This window comes from Microcoleus vaginatus FACHB-2002 (assembly GCF_040004035.1).
Taxonomy (GTDB): domain Bacteria; phylum Cyanobacteriota; class Cyanobacteriia; order Cyanobacteriales; family Microcoleaceae; genus Microcoleus; species Microcoleus vaginatus_C.
Genome location: NZ_JAMPLN010000022.1, coordinates 42,048 through 63,090 on the forward strand (window position 1 = coordinate 42,048; position 21,043 = coordinate 63,090).

General features: G+C 45.8%; 15 protein-coding genes. 11 read left to right on the forward strand and 4 right to left on the reverse strand.

The genetic code is table 11. From position 1 onward, the window contains the following. Positions 1-260: 260 nt before the first annotated feature. From NDI35_RS18790 to NDI35_RS18810, 5 genes are all read left to right on the forward strand, one after another. The gene (locus NDI35_RS18790; protein WP_445314056.1) at positions 261-1,355 is read left to right on the forward strand and encodes a 30S ribosomal protein S1; all 1,095 of its coding nucleotides are present in this window, start codon (positions 261-263) and stop codon (positions 1,353-1,355) included. Between the two features lie 141 nt (positions 1,356-1,496). Next, positions 1,497-3,245, forward strand: coding sequence for an adenylate/guanylate cyclase domain-containing protein (locus NDI35_RS18795; RefSeq protein ID WP_445314057.1), 1,749 nt, complete (start codon positions 1,497-1,499; stop codon positions 3,243-3,245). A gap of 237 nt (positions 3,246-3,482) precedes the next feature. Continuing rightward, complete coding sequence (locus NDI35_RS18800; protein WP_445314058.1) at positions 3,483-7,700, forward strand: chemotaxis protein CheB; 4,218 nt, start codon at positions 3,483-3,485, stop codon at positions 7,698-7,700. A gap of 107 nt (positions 7,701-7,807) precedes the next feature. After that, positions 7,808-8,191, forward strand: coding sequence for an endonuclease domain-containing protein (locus NDI35_RS18805; protein ID WP_445314059.1), 384 nt, complete (start codon positions 7,808-7,810; stop codon positions 8,189-8,191). A 196-nt stretch (positions 8,192-8,387) separates the two neighbouring features. Further along, positions 8,388-9,128: an HAD family hydrolase gene (locus NDI35_RS18810; RefSeq protein WP_445314060.1), complete on the forward strand. Its 741-nt coding sequence runs from the start codon at positions 8,388-8,390 to the stop codon at positions 9,126-9,128. Positions 9,129-9,414: 286 nt separating this feature from the next. Here NDI35_RS18810 and NDI35_RS18815 read toward each other — a convergent pair whose 3' ends face one another. After that, entirely contained in the window at positions 9,415-9,906 is a 492-nt protein-coding gene (locus NDI35_RS18815) for a GNAT family N-acetyltransferase (RefSeq protein ID WP_445314061.1), read from the reverse strand. Between the two features lie 53 nt (positions 9,907-9,959). Next, positions 9,960-11,033: a tRNA (adenosine(37)-N6)-threonylcarbamoyltransferase complex transferase subunit TsaD gene (tsaD, locus tag NDI35_RS18820; RefSeq protein WP_445314062.1), complete on the reverse strand. Its 1,074-nt coding sequence runs from the start codon at positions 11,031-11,033 to the stop codon at positions 9,960-9,962. Positions 11,034-11,363: 330 nt separating this feature from the next. On the opposite strand from tsaD, the gene NDI35_RS18825 reads away from it, so the two are divergent. The 5 genes from NDI35_RS18825 (at position 11,364) to NDI35_RS18845 (ending at position 14,598) form a co-directional block, all read left to right on the forward strand. Continuing rightward, positions 11,364-11,852, forward strand: a complete 489-nt coding sequence (locus NDI35_RS18825) for a Photosystem I reaction center subunit III (protein WP_445314063.1) — start codon at positions 11,364-11,366, stop codon at positions 11,850-11,852. Between the two features lie 117 nt (positions 11,853-11,969). Continuing rightward, a complete protein-coding gene (psaJ, locus tag NDI35_RS18830; RefSeq protein ID WP_333037175.1) occupies positions 11,970-12,098 on the forward strand; it encodes a photosystem I reaction center subunit IX in 129 nt (42 codons plus the stop codon). 259 nt (positions 12,099-12,357) lie between these two features. Further along, the gene (locus NDI35_RS18835; protein ID WP_445314064.1) at positions 12,358-13,170 is read left to right on the forward strand and encodes a carbon-nitrogen hydrolase family protein; all 813 of its coding nucleotides are present in this window, start codon (positions 12,358-12,360) and stop codon (positions 13,168-13,170) included. A gap of 459 nt (positions 13,171-13,629) precedes the next feature. Next, positions 13,630-14,148, forward strand: a complete 519-nt coding sequence (ilvN, locus tag NDI35_RS18840; RefSeq protein ID WP_445314120.1) for an acetolactate synthase small subunit — start codon at positions 13,630-13,632, stop codon at positions 14,146-14,148. An 84-nt stretch (positions 14,149-14,232) separates the two neighbouring features. Next, a complete protein-coding gene (locus tag NDI35_RS18845) occupies positions 14,233-14,598 on the forward strand; it encodes a four helix bundle protein (RefSeq protein ID WP_445314065.1) in 366 nt (121 codons plus the stop codon). Between the two features lie 64 nt (positions 14,599-14,662). On the opposite strand, the gene NDI35_RS18850 is transcribed toward NDI35_RS18845, so the two are convergent. Both NDI35_RS18850 and NDI35_RS18855 read right to left on the reverse strand, forming a co-directional pair. Then, positions 14,663-18,208, reverse strand: a complete 3,546-nt coding sequence (locus NDI35_RS18850) for a sensor domain-containing protein (protein ID WP_445314066.1) — start codon at positions 18,206-18,208, stop codon at positions 14,663-14,665. A gap of 241 nt (positions 18,209-18,449) precedes the next feature. Then, positions 18,450-19,505, reverse strand: a complete 1,056-nt coding sequence (locus tag NDI35_RS18855; protein WP_445314067.1) for a zinc ribbon domain-containing protein — start codon at positions 19,503-19,505, stop codon at positions 18,450-18,452. A gap of 198 nt (positions 19,506-19,703) precedes the next feature. On the opposite strand from NDI35_RS18855, the gene NDI35_RS18860 reads away from it, so the two are divergent. Continuing rightward, positions 19,704-20,708, forward strand: coding sequence for a zinc-dependent alcohol dehydrogenase family protein (locus NDI35_RS18860; protein ID WP_445314121.1), 1,005 nt, complete (start codon positions 19,704-19,706; stop codon positions 20,706-20,708). The last annotated feature ends 335 nt before the right edge of the window (positions 20,709-21,043 follow it).

A 21,043-nucleotide genomic window follows, 5' to 3' on the forward strand; every position in this document is an offset into this window, starting at 1 on the left:
TTAAATTAATTTTAAACCAGTATGCGGGTAAGTTATAATAGTCTACTTGACTCGGAATGTTAAGATTAAACGTTTTAACACAGAGTATGGAGTAACAGTAATGGCAAGCGCTGGTGTGCAGTTGCACCTGGCAAAAGTTAGCGAAAACTGACTTTAGTAAAAGATTTTGAAAAAAGTTAATTACTTTTTAATCAAAATCTCTAATATCTGCCGGCACAAACGAAAAACATGAAGGAGAGAAATCCTAGGAAACTATTCGCATGGTCAATCTCAAAACCACAGTCAAAGACATCGGCTTTACTCACGAAGATTTTGCAGCCCTACTTGATAAATATGACTATCACTTTAGCCCGGGCGATGTAGTAGCGGGTACAGTTTTTAGTATAGAACCGAGGGGCGCTCTGATTGATATCGGTGCTAAAACAGCAGCGTACATTCCCATTCAGGAAATGTCGATCAATCGAGTCGAAAGCCCTGAAGAGGTATTGCAATCAAACGAAACCAGAGAATTTTTCATTCTAACCGATGAAAATGAAGACGGACAATTAACCCTGTCCATCCGGCGCATCGAATATATGCGGGCGTGGGAAAGAGTGCGACAACTGCAAGCAGAAGATGCCACAGTACGATCGCAAGTATTTGCCACCAACCGCGGCGGCGCACTCGTGAGAATAGAAGGCTTGCGAGGCTTTATTCCCGGTTCTCATATAAGTACCCGCAAACCGAAGGAAGAATTAGTCGCCGAAGAATTACCATTAAAATTCTTAGAGGTAGACGAAGACCGCAACCGCCTAGTGTTGAGTCATCGTCGCGCCTTAGTTGAGCGCAAGATGAACCGCCTCGAAGTCGGGGAAGTCGTCATCGGTACAGTACGCGGTATCAAGCCTTACGGTGCCTTTATCGACATCGGCGGCGTCAGCGGCTTGCTGCACATCTCGGAAATTTCACACGATCACATCGATACGCCTCATAGCGTCTTCAATGTCAACGACGAAGTGAAAGTGATGATCATTGACTTGGATGCCGAGAGGGGCCGGATTTCTCTCTCCACCAAGCAGTTGGAACCGGAACCGGGCGCGATGGTCAAAAATCGCGAATTGGTATACGAAAAAGCTGAGGAAATGGCAGCTAAGTTCCGCGAGAAAATGCTGGCTCAAAAGCAAGCTAAAGCAGGCATAGACATTCCTGTAGACTCGATCGATGCTGATGATGACCTCTCCGACGAAATGCTCGAAGACGTACCCTCAGCAATGGAAGAGGATCTGCCGGAAGCAGCACCCGAAGCAGCACCCGAAGCAGCACCCGAAGCAGTATTAGATGTAGAGGAAGAAATCCCTCCTGCGACGGAAGAATAACATCGCAGTTAGTGTGATTAAAAGAGGGAATTTTCCCTCTTTTTTTTTTAGTTAGTCATTAATTATTATATCAATAGCGGTTGCACTCCTCTGGAATTATTGACTGTTGACTGTTGACTGTTAACTGTTGACTGTTAACTGTTGACTCGATTTTATTATTCCGATGCAACCGGAAACGATATTAGTCGCTGCTGGGTGGTTGACAATTCCCAATTCCCCATTCTTAATTACCGAGATTTAAGATATTTATGTAGACCGATGCAGCGATCGCACTTTGAATTAAAAAAAGTGACAGCGCGATCAATCTGCCTAAATAGGCATGGTCTTCAGGGTGCTAATTTGTTAAGATTTATAAATATCAGCGACATCCGCACAGGTGCAACCTCATCAGCATTCTCACGGCAGAACCAACCAGACGAGCAAAGTATAGAACAAAATTATTATAAATTTCTTGCCTTGACGCTCAAAGGCAAGTGGATTATGAACATCGAACTATTAAAAGAAAAATTAGAACAGCTAAAAAAACGTCCCAATTGTAGCAAAGGAACGATCGACCAAATCGAAAACTGGTTAACCGGTTCCCACATTTTGCAGAGATTGAGAATTAATCCTTACTACGTAGCAGGCGATACAGTCAAGAATGTTAAAAAAATTACTTCCGAATTTCTGCACGGAGTGAAAGCCGGCGCCTTCGACTTGCACTGGGATATTCACTGCCCGCACTGCAACATGATTACAGAAGAATTTAAGGATTTGGCAGACACATCAGAAATGTCTTTTTGCCCGATGTGCGAGCGCGAGTTTAAAATTGATTTGCTCGATCGTGTCGAAGTTACTTTTTCCCTAAACAAAGAAATCGAAGACCCGCAACTGCGGCCCGTCTGCGCTCCCCCTCCCGTACTCCAGAGCAAACTGCAACTGGTAACGCCTTTATACTGCACCGAATCAGAGACTGTTAGCTTAGAAAAAGGTCGATACCGCTACTGCTGTCCCCTGACTTTAGCTAAAGGGATTTTAAAGGTTGAAGGCGAAGAAACAGAAGAGATACAAGAAATTAAACTCCAGCAGTTGGCCGGCCCAGATTTCGATAAAAAAGAGCTTGCCGTGCGTCCGGGAAAACTCAAGATAGAATTAACTAATACCGAACACAATTTGTCGGGGCTGATTTTGCATTCAGATGAATTGCCCGATGAATTGACAGTAGAACAACTGCCCCTGCGGCTGTCAGGAGTGCAACTGCTTCATCACCCGGATTATAAGCGTTTGTTCGGCGCTCAAGTAATATCTGAAAGAGAGCGAGTCAAGATTCGGGCGATTACTATTATGTTTACTGATATTACCGGTTCTACCAGAATGTACGAAACACTGGGAGATACTAAAGCTTACAATATTGTGCGCGATCATTTTGAAATTTTCTTTGACTCGATAGAGAAATTTGGCGGTAAAGTCATTAAAACCATCGGCGATGCCGTCATGGCTTCCTTTATTAGCAACGAACAAGCTATTATGGCTGCCGCTGGTGCTGTAGCCTGTTTGAGAGAGTATAATTCCACTCGCCAAGCACAAGAGTGGATTCAAGTCAGGATTGGCATTCACCGAGGTACGGCTTTGCTGGTAAATCTTAATAATTCGATCGACTATTTTGGCTCTACAGTCAACAAAGCCGCCCGCATTCAAAATCTTTCTAAAAGTGACGAAGTTTCATTTTCCGAAGATGTTTACAGCGACGAAGCATTTTTAACAGCATTAAAAGCTGCTGGAGTCTCCGAAATTCAAAAACGAGTAGAAGATTTAAAAGGAATACAAGGCGCACAAGTTGCTTATACTGCTAGAATTAATACCGAATCAGTAATCGCGCTGTCTGCTACACTGGCGGGTGAAAAAAGCTAAGTACAAAAGCTGATATACTACTTGGTTATTGCCAGCCTCTTGTTGCGCTCGCCCCAACAGCAGATAGAATTGTGCGATAGCGATCAGCTCATGGCTCCCACAGTGTAGCTCATCCTTAATGGAGCTTCATAATGCCGATCACTTAAGTACGCTTTGATAAAAATAGCCCGAATTACTCAGCATTAGGCTTGCCCGGTATCTATTCTACTAAATAACTGAAGTCGAGGACTTCGCATCATGACTTCTCCTCAACAATCTCCAGAAAATACACCCGAATCGATCGCACCAGTCGCCCTCGATTCCGAACAATTAGCCGAAACCGATGCCCCGTTTCCCATTGTTGGGATTGCTGCCTCAGCAGGAGGTTTGGCAGCATTCACGGGGTTACTGAGCCATTTACCCATCGATACGGGTATGGCGTTTGTGCTGATTCAGCATTTAGATCCCAATCACAAAAGTTTGCTGAGCGAGATTCTCGCGAGAACGACGCAAATGCCTGTTAATGAGGTAAAAGACGGCGTAGTTGTAGAGCCCAATCAAGTCTACGTTATTCCGCCCAACACCAAGATGGTGCTATGTAAAGGCGTGCTGCAACTATCACCGCGCGAGAAGATTTACGGCAAATATCTGCCGGGAGATGCGTTTTTTACCTCATTGGCGATCGATCGCGGGCACAAAGCAATCGCCGTAGTTTTATCCGGGGGAGACGGAGACGGTTCACTGGGGCTCAAGGCAATCAAAGCAGCCGGAGGCATGACTTTTGCTCAATGTCAAGACACGGCAAAAGTCGATAGTATGCCGAATACCGCTGTTGCGACAGGCAATGTCGATTTCGTTCTGCCACCGGAAAAAATTGCCGAGGAACTGGCAAACTATAGTCGCAATCCCCTTCTGACTGGCCCGCTTCCCCTGACAAAAGTTGAGGAATCGCCCGAACAGGGAGATGCCCTGGCAACTATTTTTGCGCTGCTGAAATCCACCACAGGCGTTGATTTTAGTCACTACAAACCCACCACGATCTCTCGACGCATTCAGCGACGGATGGTGTTGTACAAGCTGGAAACCTTGAATGATTACGCCCAACATCTTCGACACCATTCGGCTGAAGTCACAGCCCTGTATGAAGAAATCCTGATCCACGTTACCAGTTTCTTCCGTGATCCCGAAGCCTTTGAAAAGTTAACAGAACTGGTTTTCCCCCGGATTACCCAAAATAAATCGGCCGAAACTCCGATTCGGATTTGGGTGGCGGGATGTTCGACAGGTGAAGAAGTTTATTCGATCGCGATTTGCTTGTTAGAGTTTTTGAGCGATCGAGTCATCCAGCCACCGATCCAGATTTTTGCCACAGACATTAGCGAACAGGCGATCGGCAAAGCGAGGTCTGGCGTCTACTCAGAAAACCAGATGGTAGATGTTTCACCCGAACGACGTACTGGCTACTTTATTGCTCAAGAAGAAGGTAGCTATAGAATCAGCAAGGCAGTCCGCGAACTGTGTGTATTTGCCCGACAAGACTTAGGTAGCGACCCGCCTTTTTCCAATCTCGATTTAGTTAGCTGTCGCAATGTGCTGATCTACTTGGGAGAGTCATTGCAAAAAAAAGTGATGCCCATTTTTCATTACAGTCTTAACCCAAATGGCTTTCTCTTGTTAGGCACTTCTGAGAGCACCGGAAAATTCTCATACTTGTTTACTTCAGTGCATAAAAAATATAAAATTTATGCCAAAAAGTTGACTGCGACTCGCCCCAATCTTTCGTTTACGCCGAGTTCCTATCCCGTAGCTAAAGCACGTGAACGGCAGGGAGTGAAGGAAAATTTGACAAATAGCTTTGATTTACAGCGACAAACAGACCAACTGATTTTGAATCGCTATCCCCTAGGCGGTGTAGTTGTCAACGAGCTCATGAACATCCTGCAAGTGCGGGGAGACATCAATCCTTACTTGAGACTGGCATTCGGAACGCCCGAGTTAAACTTGCTGACAATGGCAAGGGAAGGCTTGCTGGGTGAGCTTCGCACCGCCATTTATCAGGCACAAACGCAGAATGTGAGCGTTAGGAAAGAAGGGGTATCGGTTGTTGAATCGGGCGGACGATCGAGTATCGTCAATTTTGAGGTGATTCCGTTCCAGCCACAGGCGGTCGAAGGACGCTACTTTTTGGTGCTATTTGAACCGGCTTCACTCCCGGTGCTTAACCTCACCACCCTCCCTTCTGAAAGCTTCGAGCAAGCTGATTTACTGCGCGAAATAGAGCTGCTGAGACAGGCACTTGCAACCGCTTACCAAGACAAAACTGCGGTTCAAGCGCAACTGCAAGCGGTGATCGAGGAACACGAAAATCTCAACCAAGACATCAAAATTGCCAACGAAGAAATCCTATCGAGCAACGAGGAGTTGCAAAGCACCAACGAGGAGTTAGAAACTGCCAAAGAAGAGATTCAAGCCACTAACGAGGAACTCACTACCACTAACGATGAACTTCGCAGCCGCAATATTGAACAAAGCCTGGTCAATAACGATCTGATAAATTTGCTTTCCAGTATCAATATCCCTATTTTAATGCTGACAAACGATTTACAGATTCGACGCTTTACGCCAACGGCACAGCAAATTTTTAGTGTGATTCCCACAGATGTTGGACGACCTTTTAGCGACATCCGCTCAACTCTGAACGTTCCTGACTTGGAACAGATGATTTTGGAGGTGATTGATACTCTCCAGACGAAAGAACAAGAAATTCAAACCTTATCGGGATATTGGTACAACCTCCGCATTCGTCCTTACCGGACAACAGAAAACCAGATTGACGGCGTGGTGATGGTTTTGCTCGATATTGATGCCCTCAAACGCAGTGCCAGAACCTTGGAGGAGGCCCGAAATTATTCTGAAACCATTGTGGAAACTGTGCAAACGCCTTTAGTGGTCCTAGATGCTAATTTCCGAGTGAATAAAGCAAATCGCTCGTTTTATGAAATGTTTCAGGTTTCACCGTCAGAAACAGCAAAATCTTCGCTGTTTGAGCTAGGCAACGGGCAGTGGAATATCCCCCAATTGCGAGGGATTTTGGAAGATATTTTGGTGAGTGATGTTCAGCTTGAAAACTTTGAGTTGAATCACCTGTTTGAGCAGAGCGGGCAGAAAACCATGCTGCTGAATGCTTGTAAACTTGAACGAGAAGACCAAGCTTTAATGATTCTGTTGTCGATCGAGGATATCACCGATCGCAAGCAGTTTGAGACCCTACGAGCGCAGTTATTGGAGCACGAACAGTTGGCCCGCCAACAAGCAGAAACCGCCAACCGTGCTAAAGATGAATTTCTCGCAAATCTCTCCCACGAATTACGCAATCCCCTGACTCCGATCTTGGGGTGGTCACAAATTCTGCGCTCTGGCAAGCTTAATGAAGCACAGGCTATTCGCGCTCTAGAGGTGATCGATCGCAGCGCGAGGGCGCAATCTCAGTTAATCGAAGATATCCTGGATATTTCCCGCATTACCAGTGGCAAGCTTCAACTGTGCATTTGTCCGATAGATCTGCGGTTAGCGGTGCAAGCCGCGCTGGACGGGGTGCAATTATCCGCCGAGGCAAAAAACATTCAAATTGTTTCGGAGTTGATTTCTACGACTGTTTTAGGGGATATCAATCGCTTGCAGCAAGTTGTGTGGAATCTTCTGTCTAATGCGATTAAATTTACTCCGGCGGGGGGACGAGTGGAAATCATGCTATCGGCGATCGAGAATCATGCTCAACTTCGAGTCAGCGATACGGGAAAAGGCATTGAGGCACAATTTTTGCCGTATATTTTCGATCGTTTCCATCAAGCCGATTCCAGCAGCGTTAAAGGGAATCAAGGGCTGGGATTGGGTTTATCCATCGTGCGTCACCTGGTTGAATTGCACGGGGGAACGGTGCAAGCCGAAAGTCCGGGTGAGGGACAAGGAACTACAGTGACTGTGAGATTGCCGTTGCGATCGCTGCCTCAAGAGTTGACATCGGCGATCGATTTAAAGTCAACTGATTTGGTAGGGCCTTTAAACGCCTCTAGCGATCGCGTCCCCTCTCTAGAAGGCTTGCACATCTTAGCCGTAGACGATCTGATCGATACGCGCGAGTTCTTACAATTTGTGCTTGAAGGCTACGGGGCGGAGGTTTTGGCAGTTGCATCTGCCAAAAGTGCGATCGCTGCTTTGACTGAAAATCCGGGCAGATATGATTTGATAATCTCCGATCTCGGAATGCCAGAGGAAGATGGGTATTTCTTAATTCGAGAAGTGCGAGCTCTTGCTGCGGAAGCCGGAGGAGAAATCCCAGCCGCGGCGCTGACTGCCTATGCGGGCGATAAAGAACGCGAAAGGGCGATCGAAGCTGGTTTTCAAAGGCATATGGTTAAGCCGGTCGAGCCGGTTGTACTAGGATTAATGGTGGCTAATTTAGTAGGACGATTTTAAATATTTTGGAGTTTTGATTTATGATGTTTGAGATTAGATTAGGCAGTTAAACTCTTGTCCCCCCCTTCTTAAGGGGGGTTAGGGGGGATCGATCCGAGATTAGGAGGATGATGATCAAATTAAACGACTCGAATTTCCACCTACCTTACAACCCAAAACTCATCCCTATCGCCAAGGAACTTCGGAAAAATCCAACTCCAGCCGAAAAGAAACTTTGGGAAAATTTTCTGAGAAATTTCCCTTTTAGAGTTTTGAGACAGCGACCGATCGACAATTTTATTGTAGATTTTTATTGTGCTGCTTTAAGATTGGTAATTGAGGTTGATGGCGAGAGTCATTTTACTGAACAGGGGAAACAATATGATGCGGAAAGAACAGAGATTTTCGAGGGGTATGGACTGCAAGTTGTCAGGTTTACGAATGTTGATGTGTTGCAGTGTTTTGAGGGAGTTTGTCAGGAGTTGTTGGGTGCGTGCGATCGTCATTCTTAGGGCCAGATATCCCCTAACCCTCCTTAATAAGGGGGGGACAAGAGTACGATCAATCTCGTAATAGTTAAGGCCAGATCCCCCCTAGCCCCCCTTAGTAAGGGGGGGACAAGAGAGTTATGTGGCGCTAAAAACAATTGCTAAAAATAGGACAATATGAGACCATACAAAAAATATAAAAATTACGGGGTTCAGATTCTTGGTAACTATTAAATGTCGGGGCATTACCTTCTCGAATATCCAAGCCGTAATCTTTGACAAAGACGGCACTCTAGAGGATTCTCAAGAATTTTTGAGATTGTTGGGAATTAAGCGATCGCGCCTCGCAGACGCTCAAATTCCGGGCGTTGGAGAGCCTTTACAAATGGCTTTCGGCATCGAAGGTGGCAGCATCGACCCCACAGGCTTGCTAGCAGTCGGTAGTCGTAGGGAAAATGAGATTGTGGCGGCGGGATACATCGCCGAAACCGGCAGGGGATGGCTGGAATCTTTAACTATTGCGCGCCGCGCTTTTGACGAAGCTGACGAAATGTTTAAACATAGTGCGGTTTCTCCTTTATTTGTCGGCAGTTTGGAAGTGCTAAAATATCTTTCGGAAGCGGGTTTAAAATTGGGAATTCTTTCGGCGGCTACAACAGAATCGGTGCAAAAATTTGTGAAACACCACGCATTAGCCGAGTGGATTCAGTTAGAAATGGGAGTTGATTCAACGGTTCATAAACCAGATCCGAAATTGTTTTTGCAAGCTTGTGAGAAACTCGGAGTAAATCCCGCAGCAACTTTGATGGTAGGAGATTCAGCGGGCGATATTCAGATGGGTAAAAATGCGGGCGCGGCTGGCTGTATCGGGATTTGTTGGGGGAAGGCCCAGGTTAGTCATTTGGAAAATGCTGATGTGGCGATCGCATCTTTGGAAGAAATTACAATTTTAGCAGATTGAGCAAACATCAGATCGCCTGGGCCGATTTTGCTTGGGAAAATCTCGCTTGTAGCTGAGTCCAGATCCCCCCTAACCCCCCTTAAAAAGGGGGGGACAAGAGTGTTTTAAGTCTCCCTTTTTAACTGGAAAGAGTCTTCTCTTTCGTTTCGTTAAGAAGGGGGAAAATAAAGAGCATTCAAAGTCCCCCTTCTTAAGGGGGATTTAGGGGGATCTGGCCTCGGCTATAAGCGAGAGATACAAAGGTTTTTAATCTTAAGTTAACACGATAAAAAGCATTGCCGTTTCCCTACGGACAACGCAAGCCGAGAATTACGACATCTTTTTCAAGACCGTCAAGTTCGGCAACTTGTGGCAGATATCCCCACCGCTGAAAGCCAAATTTCTCAAACAATCTTACACTCGGCTGATTGTGAGCAAAAATTATTCCTATGAGAGTTTTAAGCTTCAATTCTGGACTCCGCACAATTGCCGATTGCAATAAATTTTGTCCGATTCCGCAGCGTTGGCGATCGGGTGCGACGTAGATGCTAACTTCGGCTGTATGCTGATAGGCAGCGCGTCCGTAGAAAAGCTGAAAACTCAGCCAGCCAACAATATTTTGTTCTGATTCCATTACCAAAATCGGCCAGGAATTGGGGGAGTGTTCTCTGTACCAAGGGAGGCGGCTTTCGACTGAGACTGGTTTTAAATCTGCTGTGGCCATTCTGCCCGGTATTGCTGCATTATATATTTGGACAATTGCTGGCAAATCGCTTTCTTTTGCGTCGCGGATTTTCATCGTTGGGTTGACTGTTGACTGTTGACTGTTGACTGTTAACTAATGACTAATAACTAAGGACTCTTGTACAGTTCCATAATATCGCTGAGGGCCATTCTTGAATTTGGTCCCAAAATCAGCGGCGATGTGTGTCCTCGCTGCAAGTGTTCTGCCGCCGCACAGCCAATCATTGCTGCGTTGTCTGTACAATATTTTAAGGGCGGAAACAATACTCGCAAGTTGTGTTTTGCTGCTGCTGCTTGTAAATTTTTTCGGAGTCCGCTGTTTGCTGCAACTCCCCCACCGACTACAATAGTGGTCAGCCCGAAATTTACGGCACAGTCGATCGCTCTTTTTGTTAAACCCTTGGCTACTGTTTCCTGAAAGCTGGCCGCAATATCATTAATTGTAGAGGCAGGCAATAAGCCTTCCCCATCCAGATTGTTATTTTGTTTCTTGAGTTTCTGCACTAATTGCAAAACTGCGGTTTTCAAGCCGCTAAAACTACTGTCGTAAGGATGGTAGCCACCACCAGCCAAGGAAATTCTGCCTTCTGGTAGAGGGTATGCTTGGGGATTGCCAAGGGCGGCCAATTTGTCAATCAGCGGCCCGCCCGGATATCCTAGCTGCAACAGTCTCGCGACTTTATCAAAAGCTTCGCCCGCGGCGTCGTCGCGTGTTTGTCCTACTGTTTCATAAACGCCGCAATCTTTGACGTAAATAAAGCTAGTATGTCCCCCGGAAACTAACAAACACAAAAACGGTGGCTGCAAGTCGGGTTCGGTAAGGTAAGAAGCGTAGATGTGCCCTTCGAGGTGGTGGACGCCTAAAAAAGGTTTTTGATGGACTATTGCCAAGCTTTTCGCCGCTGTCAGCCCGACTAACAATGCACCTACTAAACCGGGGGCACAAGTCGCTGCAATGCCGTCAATTTCTGACCAACTCAGGTTTGCTTCACCGAGACACTGGGCAATTACCTGATTGAGCATTTCTAGGTGACTCCGCGAAGCCACTTCCGGCACTACTCCGCCAAACTGCTCGTGGATTTTAATTTGTGATGCTACAACATTGCTGCAAACTTGACGATTCTTAACAATCGCTGCTGCTGTTTCGTCACAACTTGTTTCGATCGCGAAAATGGTTGCCATTAACTGGTAATTTTATTTGATAGGTTAGTTATTGCTAGCTTAGCTAATTCGGCGCAAGTCCCCCGCTCTACCTGTACTCAGGTTATTGTTAAGGGATTTTTGCCCGATCGACAGGTAAGACCATCCTCTGATGCAATGAAGGAATATCCTCGCGGTATTGCTAGCTCAGCATTGACCTATGAAAACGGGAATCCCTCATTCTATTGGGCTTTGCCACATCAATGATGGATACTTTACACTGTCAACAAACACGGTAATCTGGATTCCAGATTGGCAAGTTGAAATGCTTGTACAAAAACTTATTGTTTTGTAACAAAAGGAAACAATTCCATGCGACGATTGTTTGCTGCAATTTTAGTGTTGAGTGTCTGGTTCAGTTTTGCTCCAGTTGCTTCGGCTTACAATTTAGTGCCGTGCAAGGACTCTCCCGAATTCAAGGAACTGGCTAAAAATGCACGTTCTACCAATGGCGACCCGGCATCTGCGAAAGCGCGGTTCGATCGCTATTCTCAAGCTATGTGCGGCCCGGAAGGATACCCGCACTTAATCGTAGACGGCAACTTGAGCAGAGCAGGGGACTTTTTGATTCCTAGCATACTGTTCTTGTATATCGCAGGTTGGATTGGTTGGGTGGGCCGTTCTTATCTGCAAGTTACCAAAAAATCAGCAACCCCAGAGGAAAAAGAGATTATTATCGACGTTCCTTTGGCAATCAAATGTATGATGAGCGGCGTTTTATGGCCTCTGGCAGCTCTCACCTCAATCACCAGCGGTGAAATGTTTGCGAAGGAAGACGAAATTACTGTTTCCCCCCGCTAAAATTGGGAAATGGAGAAGAGCTAATAGCTAACAGTTAAGTAATTAACTAGAAATTAGCAATTAGCGCTCGACCGATCGGCAATTACTAACTGTCTCGAATTTTCAGGAGCAGAATTCATGCAATACTTTGTCAAGTTTCTTTCGACAGCACCAGTATTGGCTATCCTTTGGATATCTATTCAAGCTGCGGCTTTAATTGAATTTAACCGCTTTTTCCCCGACCTGCTTTTCCATCCGATGCCGTAAGATTTGAAGGAAATTAGGTTGGAAAACCTAGTAGGAAAAAGTTGAGAGTTTTGAGTTTTGAGTGATGAGTTACAGGTGAATTTAAAGCTCAAATATCAAAACTCTCACACCATACCAGTTCGTGCAAAACCAGCGCCGAAATGGGTGAAAGCCAAGGATCTAAACTATTTAGTTATCAAATTAGTTCCCAATGACTAATGACTAATGGCTAATGACTAATGACTATTGACTATTGACTATTGACTAATATTTTGAATCGATGAAGTCTTATCTCGCCGCAGCAATTCAAATGACTAGCTTGCCTGACCTGCAAAAAAATTTGGTTCAGGCAGAGGAATTAATCGACCTGGCAGTGCGTCGGGGGGCGGAGTTAGTTTCCTTACCAGAAAATTTCTCGTTTATGGGAGAAGAGGAGGAAAAAATTGCTTTTTCCGAGGAGATCGGACTCCAAAGCGAAAAATTCCTCAAAACGATGGCCCAACGGTTCCAGGTAACGATTCTGGGCGGCGGATTTCCGGTGCCGACGGAGGGGGGGAAGGTATACAATACTTGTTTGCTGGTAGACCCAAACGGCACTGAAGTGGCAAGGTACAGAAAAGTACATTTGTTCGATGTGGATGTTCCCGACGGCATTACTTACAGGGAATCGAACACTGTGAAAGCTGGTGAAGATTTGCCGTCAGTTTATGTGTCGCCGGAGTTGGGGACGCTGGGACTTTCGGTGTGCTATGACGTGCGGTTCCCGGAAGTGTACAGGCATTTGTCGTACAAGGGGGCTGATATTTTGTTCGTGCCGGCGGCGTTTACTGCTTACACTGGCAAGGATCACTGGAAGGTTTTGTTGCAAGCTAGGGCGATCGAGAATACTTGTTATATGATCGCCCCTGCACAAACTGGCCGCCACTACGGTCGCCGTCAAACACACGGTCACGCGATGATTGTAGACCCTTGGGGCGCGGTTTTGGCGGATGCTGGAGAGGAACCGGGTGTGGCGATCGCAGAAATTAATCCCGATCGACTAGAACAAGTCCGCCGCCAGATGCCATCTCTGCAACACCGGGTTTTTCTGTGAAGGAATTTTGAGACCCATTGGGTCTCAAAATTTCAGTCCCCGTCAATCGATTTTAGATTTTAGATTTTAGATTTTAGAGGTTGCAGGGCGAGCGCGAACAATGTGAAAGCAATTTTAGAATTGAAGAATCGACCCCATACCTGCTCGTACAAGATAATATAGCAACCGCTATACCGGTCTTGACATAAATAACGTCATGAATAGATCCCGCGATCCCTTGCTTCGTCAACGGTTTGAGTCGGATACTAGAGCCTTTCTCAGTAACATCAGGTGTTTTGGGATATAGGGGACAGCGGGCGTACCTCACAAAGCGATCAAACTGCTATATGTAACTGTCAACTGTCAACTGTCAACTGTCAACTGCTATATATTGTTTAATACAGGTTCAATGACCGTGCAGTTCTGCTAAAAGGCGAATTGGCGAAAGTAGAATTGCACGAAATGCGTCTTTTTGGAGAAATGAAACACACTCTTTCGGTTTTAGTTGAAGATGAAGCGGGTGTCCTCACTCGAATTGCTGGTTTGTTTGCCCGTCGGGGTTTTAATATTGAAAGTCTGGCCGTTGGCCCGGCAGAACAAGGGGGAGTGTCTCGGATTACGATGGTTGTACCCGGAGATGACCAGATAATCGAGCAGTTGACAAAGCAACTGTACAAGTTGATTAACGTGCTTAAAGTTCAGGATATAACGGAAATTCCCTGTGTGGAACGGGAGTTGATGTTGCTGAAAGTTAATGCTGCTAGCGGGACGCGATCGGAGATCATTGAGTTAGCTCAAATTTTTAGAGCGCGAGTTGTGGATATTGGTGATGATACGCTGACATTGGAAGTTGTCGGAGATCCCGGTAAAATGGTGGCGATCGTCCAGGTTCTGAATAAATTTGGGATTAAGGAAATTGCTCGTACTGGGAAAATTGCCCTGACGCGAGAGTCGGGGGTAAATACTGAGTTTCTCAAGTCTTTGGAAGCGAAACTTTAAGGAAGTTGACGGTTGACTGTTGACGGTTGACTGTTGACGGTTGACTGTTGACTGTTGGCTGTTGACTATGTTAAAGGAGCTAAGATGGAAAGCTTCCAACAGCTAAGAGTTTATCAATTAGCTGAAAAAATATCAAATGAAATATGGTTTATTGTTAAAAAATGGGACGACTTTGCGAAGGATACGATGGGCAAACAAATAGTGCGATCGGCTGATAGTGTTGGTGCTAATATTGCAGAAGGACATGGACGCTATAACTGCCAAGATAATCAGCGTTTTGTGAAAATTGCCAGAGGCTCCTTAAACGAAACAAGACACAGGTTAAGACTTGCCTACGCTCGAAATCTTTTAACTCAAGAACAGAGCGATCGCCTGCATCCCTTATTAAATGAACTTTCACCAAAACTGAATGCTTATCTCAACTCACTAAAACAAAAACCTAAAAGTTAATAATCCACAGTCAACAGTCAACAGTCAACAGTCAACAGTCAACAGTCAACAGTCAACAGTAAAATTACCATTTAGGTTGACTTTCTATCAAAAGTGTGGCTGCGATGCTGTCTATCGGCTTTGAGAAAAAGTATCCTTGTCCGTATTCGCATTGCAGAGCTCTGAGTAAATTAAGCTGTTCGCTGGTTTCGATTCCTTCAGCAATTACATCCATACCTAAATGACTGGCTAAAATTAAAATAGTCTGTACAATCGCTTCGTTGCCTTCATCTTCAGTCATGCGGCTCACAAAAGCTCGATCGATTTTTAAAGCATCAGTTGGAAAAGTGTGCAAGCGGCTCAAAGAAGAATAGCCAGTGCCGAAATCGTCAATATATAATTGAATTTCTAACTTTTTCAATTCCGCGAGGATAGCGACTGCTGATTCGGCATTTTCCATGATGACGCCTTCAGTAATTTCTAACTTTAAACTGCGGGGGTCAAGCTGAGTTTCTTGTAAAATTTCACGAATGCGATCGATTAAATCCGGTTGTTTAAATTGTTGGTTAGAAAGGTTGACGCTGACAGTCAACGGCGGATTTGCTGGGAATTTTTGGTGCCACTCGTGGATCTGACGGCAAGCCGATCGCATCATCCACCAGCCCATAGGTATAATCAATCTAGTTTCTTCAGCTACTAAAATAAACTCGCCAGGAGATACGACACCCCGCTGTGGGTGATACCACCGCAGCAGCGCTTCAAAACCGCTGATTTTACCAGTAATTAGAGAGACGATGGGCTGATAGTAAAGCTGAAATTCCTGGGAGTCTAAAGCGCGTCGCAGGTCGTTCTCCAGTTGCAAAAGGGCGACGGCGCGAGTGTGCATACTTAAGTCAAAAACTTCGTGGCGAGCTTTGCCCAATCCCTTAGCATGATACATGGCAGCATCTGCATCTCGGAGCAGTTCTTCAGGCCGATCGTACAATATGGACAACGGGACATTGGAAACAGGAGAGTCGGAAGATAAGCAAGACAAAGAAGTTTCCCGATCGATATTTCCCAGATTTTCGGGACTCGACAGTTTGCTGGTTTCCGTTGGATACGGAGGAAGACCAGAACAAACAATCCCAATGCTAGCACTGGTAAAAACTTGATACTCGTTAAGGTAAAAAGGTTCAGCCAGTTCCGCTTGCACTCGTTCGGCAATCTGGATCGCATCCTCGGTGCTTTTGATATTTTCCAGCAAAATAGCGAATTCGTCGCCGCCAAGACGCGCAACGGTATCTCCAGCCCGCAAACAGATTCCCAGGCGCTGCGCGATCGCGATCAGCAACCGATCGCCCACTAAATGCCCCAAACTGTCGTTAACAACCTTAAAGCGATCGAGATCGATAAACAGCACCGCAAACAAAATATCGGGGCGGCGTTTGGAAAGGTCGATCGCGTGCCCCAAACGATCCATAAATAAAGCTCGGTTGGGCAAACCGGTTAGCATATCGTGCAAAGCATCGTGTACTAACTTATCTTCTGCTATTTTGCGGAGGGTAATATCTTCGACAGTGCCTTCGTAGTAAAGTAAATTTCCGTCAGGGTCGCGAACTGCCCGACCGTTCTCCGAAACCCAGATAGTAGTGCCGTCAGCGCGGTAAACTTGGGACTCGAACTCAGACACAAAACCGTGTTTTTCGATCGCGCGCAAAAACTCGACGCGGCGGATGGGATCGAGGTAAAGTTGGCGGTCTATGTCTTGGATATTCGCGATCAATTCGGTGGCCGACTCGTAGCCGTAAATTCTCGCCAAAGCAGGGTTAGCGCTGAGGTAGCGTCCGTCGGGGGTTGTCTGAAAAATGCCTTCGATCGCATTTTCAAAGATACTGCGGTATTTCTCTTCCGCCTGTTGCAGGGCGAATTCTGCCTGCTTGCGATCGGTGATATCCGTCAACGTGACGAGATAGCCTAGAACTTCACCGCTTTTGGTCATTTCTGGCACTGCTTGCCAAAAGACCCAGGTTGTGAAGTCACCCTTGCAAAAACGGTACTCTAACTTACAGGGCAACTTGTCGGTGACAGCGCGATACCACTGGCTCAAAACACGCTCGCGGTCTTCCGGATGCAAACTTTGCGCCCAACCTTCGCCTATTGCCTTTGGCGCAGTCAGTCCCGCCATCTCCAAAAATCGCTCATTGACGTACAAGCAATCTCCAGCAGCGTCGGCGCGGAAAATCCCGACCGGCAGTATTTTTGCCAAAGTGTAATAGCGGTATTCGCTTTCTAGCAGCGCGCTGGCAGCTACTTTAGTCTCTGTGATGTCAAACATGGCGCCTTGAAGGATGACAGATTTGCTTGCTTCATCGCGAACTGCGGTCGCTTGATCGCGGAACCAGACGACTCGGCCGTTGCGGGCGATCGCGCGGTATTCTGAAACCAGCGACCCCTCGCAGAAGATATCTTCTCCATCGCTGAATTTCTGTGTGGCGTTTTCCACTAACACGCGGTCACGGTCTTCTGGGTGAACGAGTTTTAGCCACAGGTCGGGATCTGCTCTCCATTCAGCTACAGAATAACCTAGAAAAGTCTCGATTTGCGGGCTGATGTAAAGTTTGGCAGCCTTGCGGTTGAGGGGAGAAATGTAGGTGACAGCGGGCATTTGTTCTACCAGGGCGCAGTATTTCGCTTCTACAGTGGACAGTGCTGCTTCTAGGCGCTGCCGCTCTAATTCGGCAGCGGCCCGTCCCGCAAAGATGCTGAGAATTAATCGGAATTTGGCAAGATGTGCTTCGACCAGGGGTCGATCGTGAAAAATACAAATAATGCCTAAAGGTTCACCGTAAGAGTTTTTGAGCAAGACTCCCAGGAAACTGCGCGCACCTGTAACTACCGGTCTGCGGTCTTCTGGAAAGGTTTCCCAGAGGTTGTCGGGACAGGAATACATTCCCCCCTCCAGCACCCGCGCTTCGGGAGTATTGGCGATGTCGTACTCACAGTTTGGCTGCTGCTGTCCGTCGCTCCAAAAACTGATAAGTTGCAATCTATCGGCAGCAGCATTGGTGCGTGCCTTCGGCTTAATCGATTTGGCAGCGACGGCGGTGCGAACTCCGAGTGCTGAGGCTAAGTGGCAAACTAAGGCATCAAAGAATTCAGCTCCCCCCGGCGAATCAGTAGCTGCTAGGATTTCCCCCAACAAATGTTCCTCTAATTGCTCGGAAGCAGTAACTTTGGGAGGATTCTCGGCATTCGGGCGATCGGGATTTTCCCCCATCGAACCCGCAATGCTCAGACTTAGGGTTTTGCAGGTTCCAGGCCCCACAAGTGGCGAAGAATTCACAGTTAGGCGCTGTTGCTTGGCCAAGAATACAGCGCGGCCCATACCTAAAACTTTACCCAAGAAGCTGTCAGTTGCCGGCCACCGATTTGAGTTGGGGAAAATCAAAAAGTTTTTCCGCATTTTGAATCCTGCAGATAAATCGTCCGGCTTTAAGTCTGCCAACAGCCGTTGCTCTTGGGCTAGCGGTAGACTGGAAGGCCTTCGGCGCCACTTGAGATAAATCGCGGACACCACGGCTAAAGTCGCCAATAATCCCAGAAGATATGCAAGAATCTCAAAGTAAAAAAATAAATCTAGATCGAACATCGATTAGCACCGCTCGACAATTATTGTAGTTATCTGAAGCCAATCTATTTAAAAATAACTAAGTATCGTCACGGATGGGTAACGAATACAAGGTCAGATCGCCGTGAAGGCGACAAGAGAGTAAACAGTTCACCAAAAACCTGGCAATACTTGACATTACCGAACTTTTTGTGATTTTTTCGTACAGGCTGAACCCGTACAGATGAAATTGCAAACACATATATACGGTTGTGGCACTCCTCTAAGGGGGTGAGTTTACGTTTACTTTTCTAATCATATTTAACGCTGCATTTACATCAGCATTAATTCGACTTTCCTTGAAAGACCGAAACCACCCGCGTTTACCGCTCTTACGGTGGTAAGACTCTTGCTTACCGACAGGCTCTAAATTCCCAAATCTGCACTTATTTGTATAATATGCTTGTGTAACTATTACCTTGAGACCGACTAACTCAGTTTTGTAAGTAATAAATTTTATGAGCTGGGTATGATGAATTACTCCAAAAGTGTGATGTTTTCTTTCTAATTTTATATTTTGTTTACCCCTCACTTTTGTGCCAATAATTAACTGGATTATTTTCTCATACCCCAACAGCTTGACAATCAAACTGCTGGTTGGAAAAAGGTAGTTTTCTAATGGCTTGTTTCGATTAAAGGTGATTTGCTGGATTGAGCGCGGGGTAGATTTTTCCTGGTCAAATTTTGACAGTAAAAATGCTCGGCGCTGATTGAAACCTTGATTGATTGATTTGAGATTTTTATCATAAATAGTTGGAGTAAATGTTGGCTTATTAGATGCCACAGCGACGAGGTTATCAATCCCTAACTCTATACCTGCTCTGAGGTAGTAATTTAAATCCACCAACGTTACAGGCTTTTGATTAGCAACCTCCAAAAAGTAGAGCGCTGTTGCAGGAACTACCCTTACCTTGATGACCTTTTGGGATTTTGTATAAAATATTATGTCACTTTGAGATAAATGAATTAGTCCCTTATTGGGGTTTATTCCCCTTTTTTCTATGGATTGGTTATCAGAACTGAACAAGTTACGTGTACAGATTTTATGTTGGTATTGGGGGATGCTGGGGAGAAATGAAAATTTAGGTATATCTCGGTCATAAGCTATTCTTGACTTTTGGCAATCCTCCCAATCGTGAACAACTTGTTTGAAAACTGGCTTGCTAATATTAGCAGGGAATGATTGAGAGCAGTCTCTAGGTTTTAAGATGGCCAATAACTGTCTGATAAATTTAGTGCCACCAACTTTAGATCCCGAAGTGAAAAAGTGTGTCCTCATAAATATTTACCATGATCGTAGAGATTTTTGAACAGAAATGATAAGTCATCAAACTGTTTATAAAACTGATGCTGCCGATCTATGTAATGCCTTTCAACAACCCTCATAAATTTTGGGAGAAACGAAAATTTTTTTGTTGCTTTGCTAAGCAATATACAATAAAGTCTAGGGATTATCCGATCTAGTGTAACACCCATGATGAAAGCGATCGTTTTTCAAACGCCCGGAAGCCCGTCCGTATTGAAGCTGCAAGATATCCCCCCCCCTACTATACAAACAGAAACAGATGTTTTGGTACGGTTGCGAGCGGCGGGTATCAATCCGATCGATACTAAGTTGCGATCGCGCGGCACTTTTTACCCCGATAAAGCTCCTCACGTTTTGGGGTGCGACGGTGCTGGAGTCGTAGAGGCTGTCGGTGCTGGTGTGCAAAGTTTCCAAGTGGGAGACGAGGTTTTTTTCTGCAATGGCGGTTTGGGCGGATCGATCGGTACTTATGCTGAGTTTGCCGTAGTAGACGAACGCTTTCTCGCCCTCAAGCCTGCTTCTTTAAGTTTTGCCGAGGCGGCGGCGGCACCGTTAGTTTTAATTACAGCTTGGGAATCGCTGTACGATCGAGGGCGCTTGCAAGCCGGCCAAAAAGTGCTGATTCAAGCTGGTGCCGGCGGTGTCGGCCACGTCGCGGTACAGTTGGCGAAGTTGCAGGGGGCAGAGGTTTGCACGACTGTTAGTTCGGAGGAAAAAGCCAATTTTGTCAAGCACTTAGGTGCAGATTCAGTTATTTTATACAAAAATACCAATGTTGTCGATGAGGTTTTGACTTGGACTCAAGGACAAGGAGTTGATTTGGCTTTCGATACAGTCGGGGGAGAAACTTTTTACCAAACTATTGCGGCTGTGAAGATTTATGGAGATTTGGTAACTATTTTGGAACCCGATCCGGCTTTGGGCAATTTGAAAACAGCGAGAATGCGGAATCTGAGAATTAGTCTGGAATTAATGTTAACACCGATGCTGGAAGGTTTGGTGGAGGAACAGGAACAGCAGGCTCATATTTTGCAGAAGTGTGCTCGTTTGTGCGATCGCAACTTGCTAAAAATTCACGTCAGCCAAACTTTCCCTCTCGAAGAAGCGCAAGCCGCTCACGAACTGTTAGAAACAGGCTCAGTAACTGGTAAAATAGTGCTGAAAATTGGGGGTTAAAAATGCGGATGCTTAAATAAGAAATTCACAACTGATATCATGTCCGGTCGAGGAACCGCGATTTTTTTAAGGGCGAGTTCACCAAGAATACCTGCCAATAATTGACAATATCAAAAACTCGCCCCGACCGGGATATTATGATTAATCGATCGGACAGGATATAAAATTCTTGGATAGAAAGGTGCAAAATCCTCGTTAATAATTTTGAGAGAGTTCTGGCTAATTCGACGACCAAGGTGAATCTTTGTTTTCTATCCAATCCGTTGGCATCGGAATCATTCATCTGTCTCTTCCGTTTCTCTGTATCCTCTGCGCCCTCTGCGGTTTAAGCATTC

What these genes read in the sequence shown, in the direction of transcription:
- ilvN (WP_445314120.1), top strand. Translation starts at nt 13,630, where the DNA reads ATGAAACACACTCTTTCGGTTTTAGTTGAAGATGAAGCGGGTGTCCTC.
- NDI35_RS18835 (WP_445314064.1), top strand. Translation starts at nt 12,358, where the DNA reads ATGAAGTCTTATCTCGCCGCAGCAATTCAAATGACTAGCTTGCCTGAC.
- psaJ (WP_333037175.1), top strand. Translation starts at nt 11,970, where the DNA reads ATGCAATACTTTGTCAAGTTTCTTTCGACAGCACCAGTATTGGCTATC.
- NDI35_RS18850 (WP_445314066.1), bottom strand. Translation starts at nt 18,208, where the DNA reads ATGTTCGATCTAGATTTATTTTTTTACTTTGAGATTCTTGCATATCTT.
- NDI35_RS18805 (WP_445314059.1), top strand. Translation starts at nt 7,808, where the DNA reads ATGATGATCAAATTAAACGACTCGAATTTCCACCTACCTTACAACCCA.
- NDI35_RS18860 (WP_445314121.1), top strand. Translation starts at nt 19,704, where the DNA reads ATGAAAGCGATCGTTTTTCAAACGCCCGGAAGCCCGTCCGTATTGAAG.
- tsaD (WP_445314062.1), bottom strand. Translation starts at nt 11,033, where the DNA reads ATGGCAACCATTTTCGCGATCGAAACAAGTTGTGACGAAACAGCAGCA.
- NDI35_RS18790 (WP_445314056.1), top strand. Translation starts at nt 261, where the DNA reads ATGGTCAATCTCAAAACCACAGTCAAAGACATCGGCTTTACTCACGAA.
- NDI35_RS18855 (WP_445314067.1), bottom strand. Translation starts at nt 19,505, where the DNA reads ATGAGGACACACTTTTTCACTTCGGGATCTAAAGTTGGTGGCACTAAA.
- NDI35_RS18800 (WP_445314058.1), top strand. Translation starts at nt 3,483, where the DNA reads ATGACTTCTCCTCAACAATCTCCAGAAAATACACCCGAATCGATCGCA.
- NDI35_RS18845 (WP_445314065.1), top strand. Translation starts at nt 14,233, where the DNA reads ATGGAAAGCTTCCAACAGCTAAGAGTTTATCAATTAGCTGAAAAAATA.
- NDI35_RS18825 (WP_445314063.1), top strand. Translation starts at nt 11,364, where the DNA reads ATGCGACGATTGTTTGCTGCAATTTTAGTGTTGAGTGTCTGGTTCAGT.
- NDI35_RS18815 (WP_445314061.1), bottom strand. Translation starts at nt 9,906, where the DNA reads ATGAAAATCCGCGACGCAAAAGAAAGCGATTTGCCAGCAATTGTCCAA.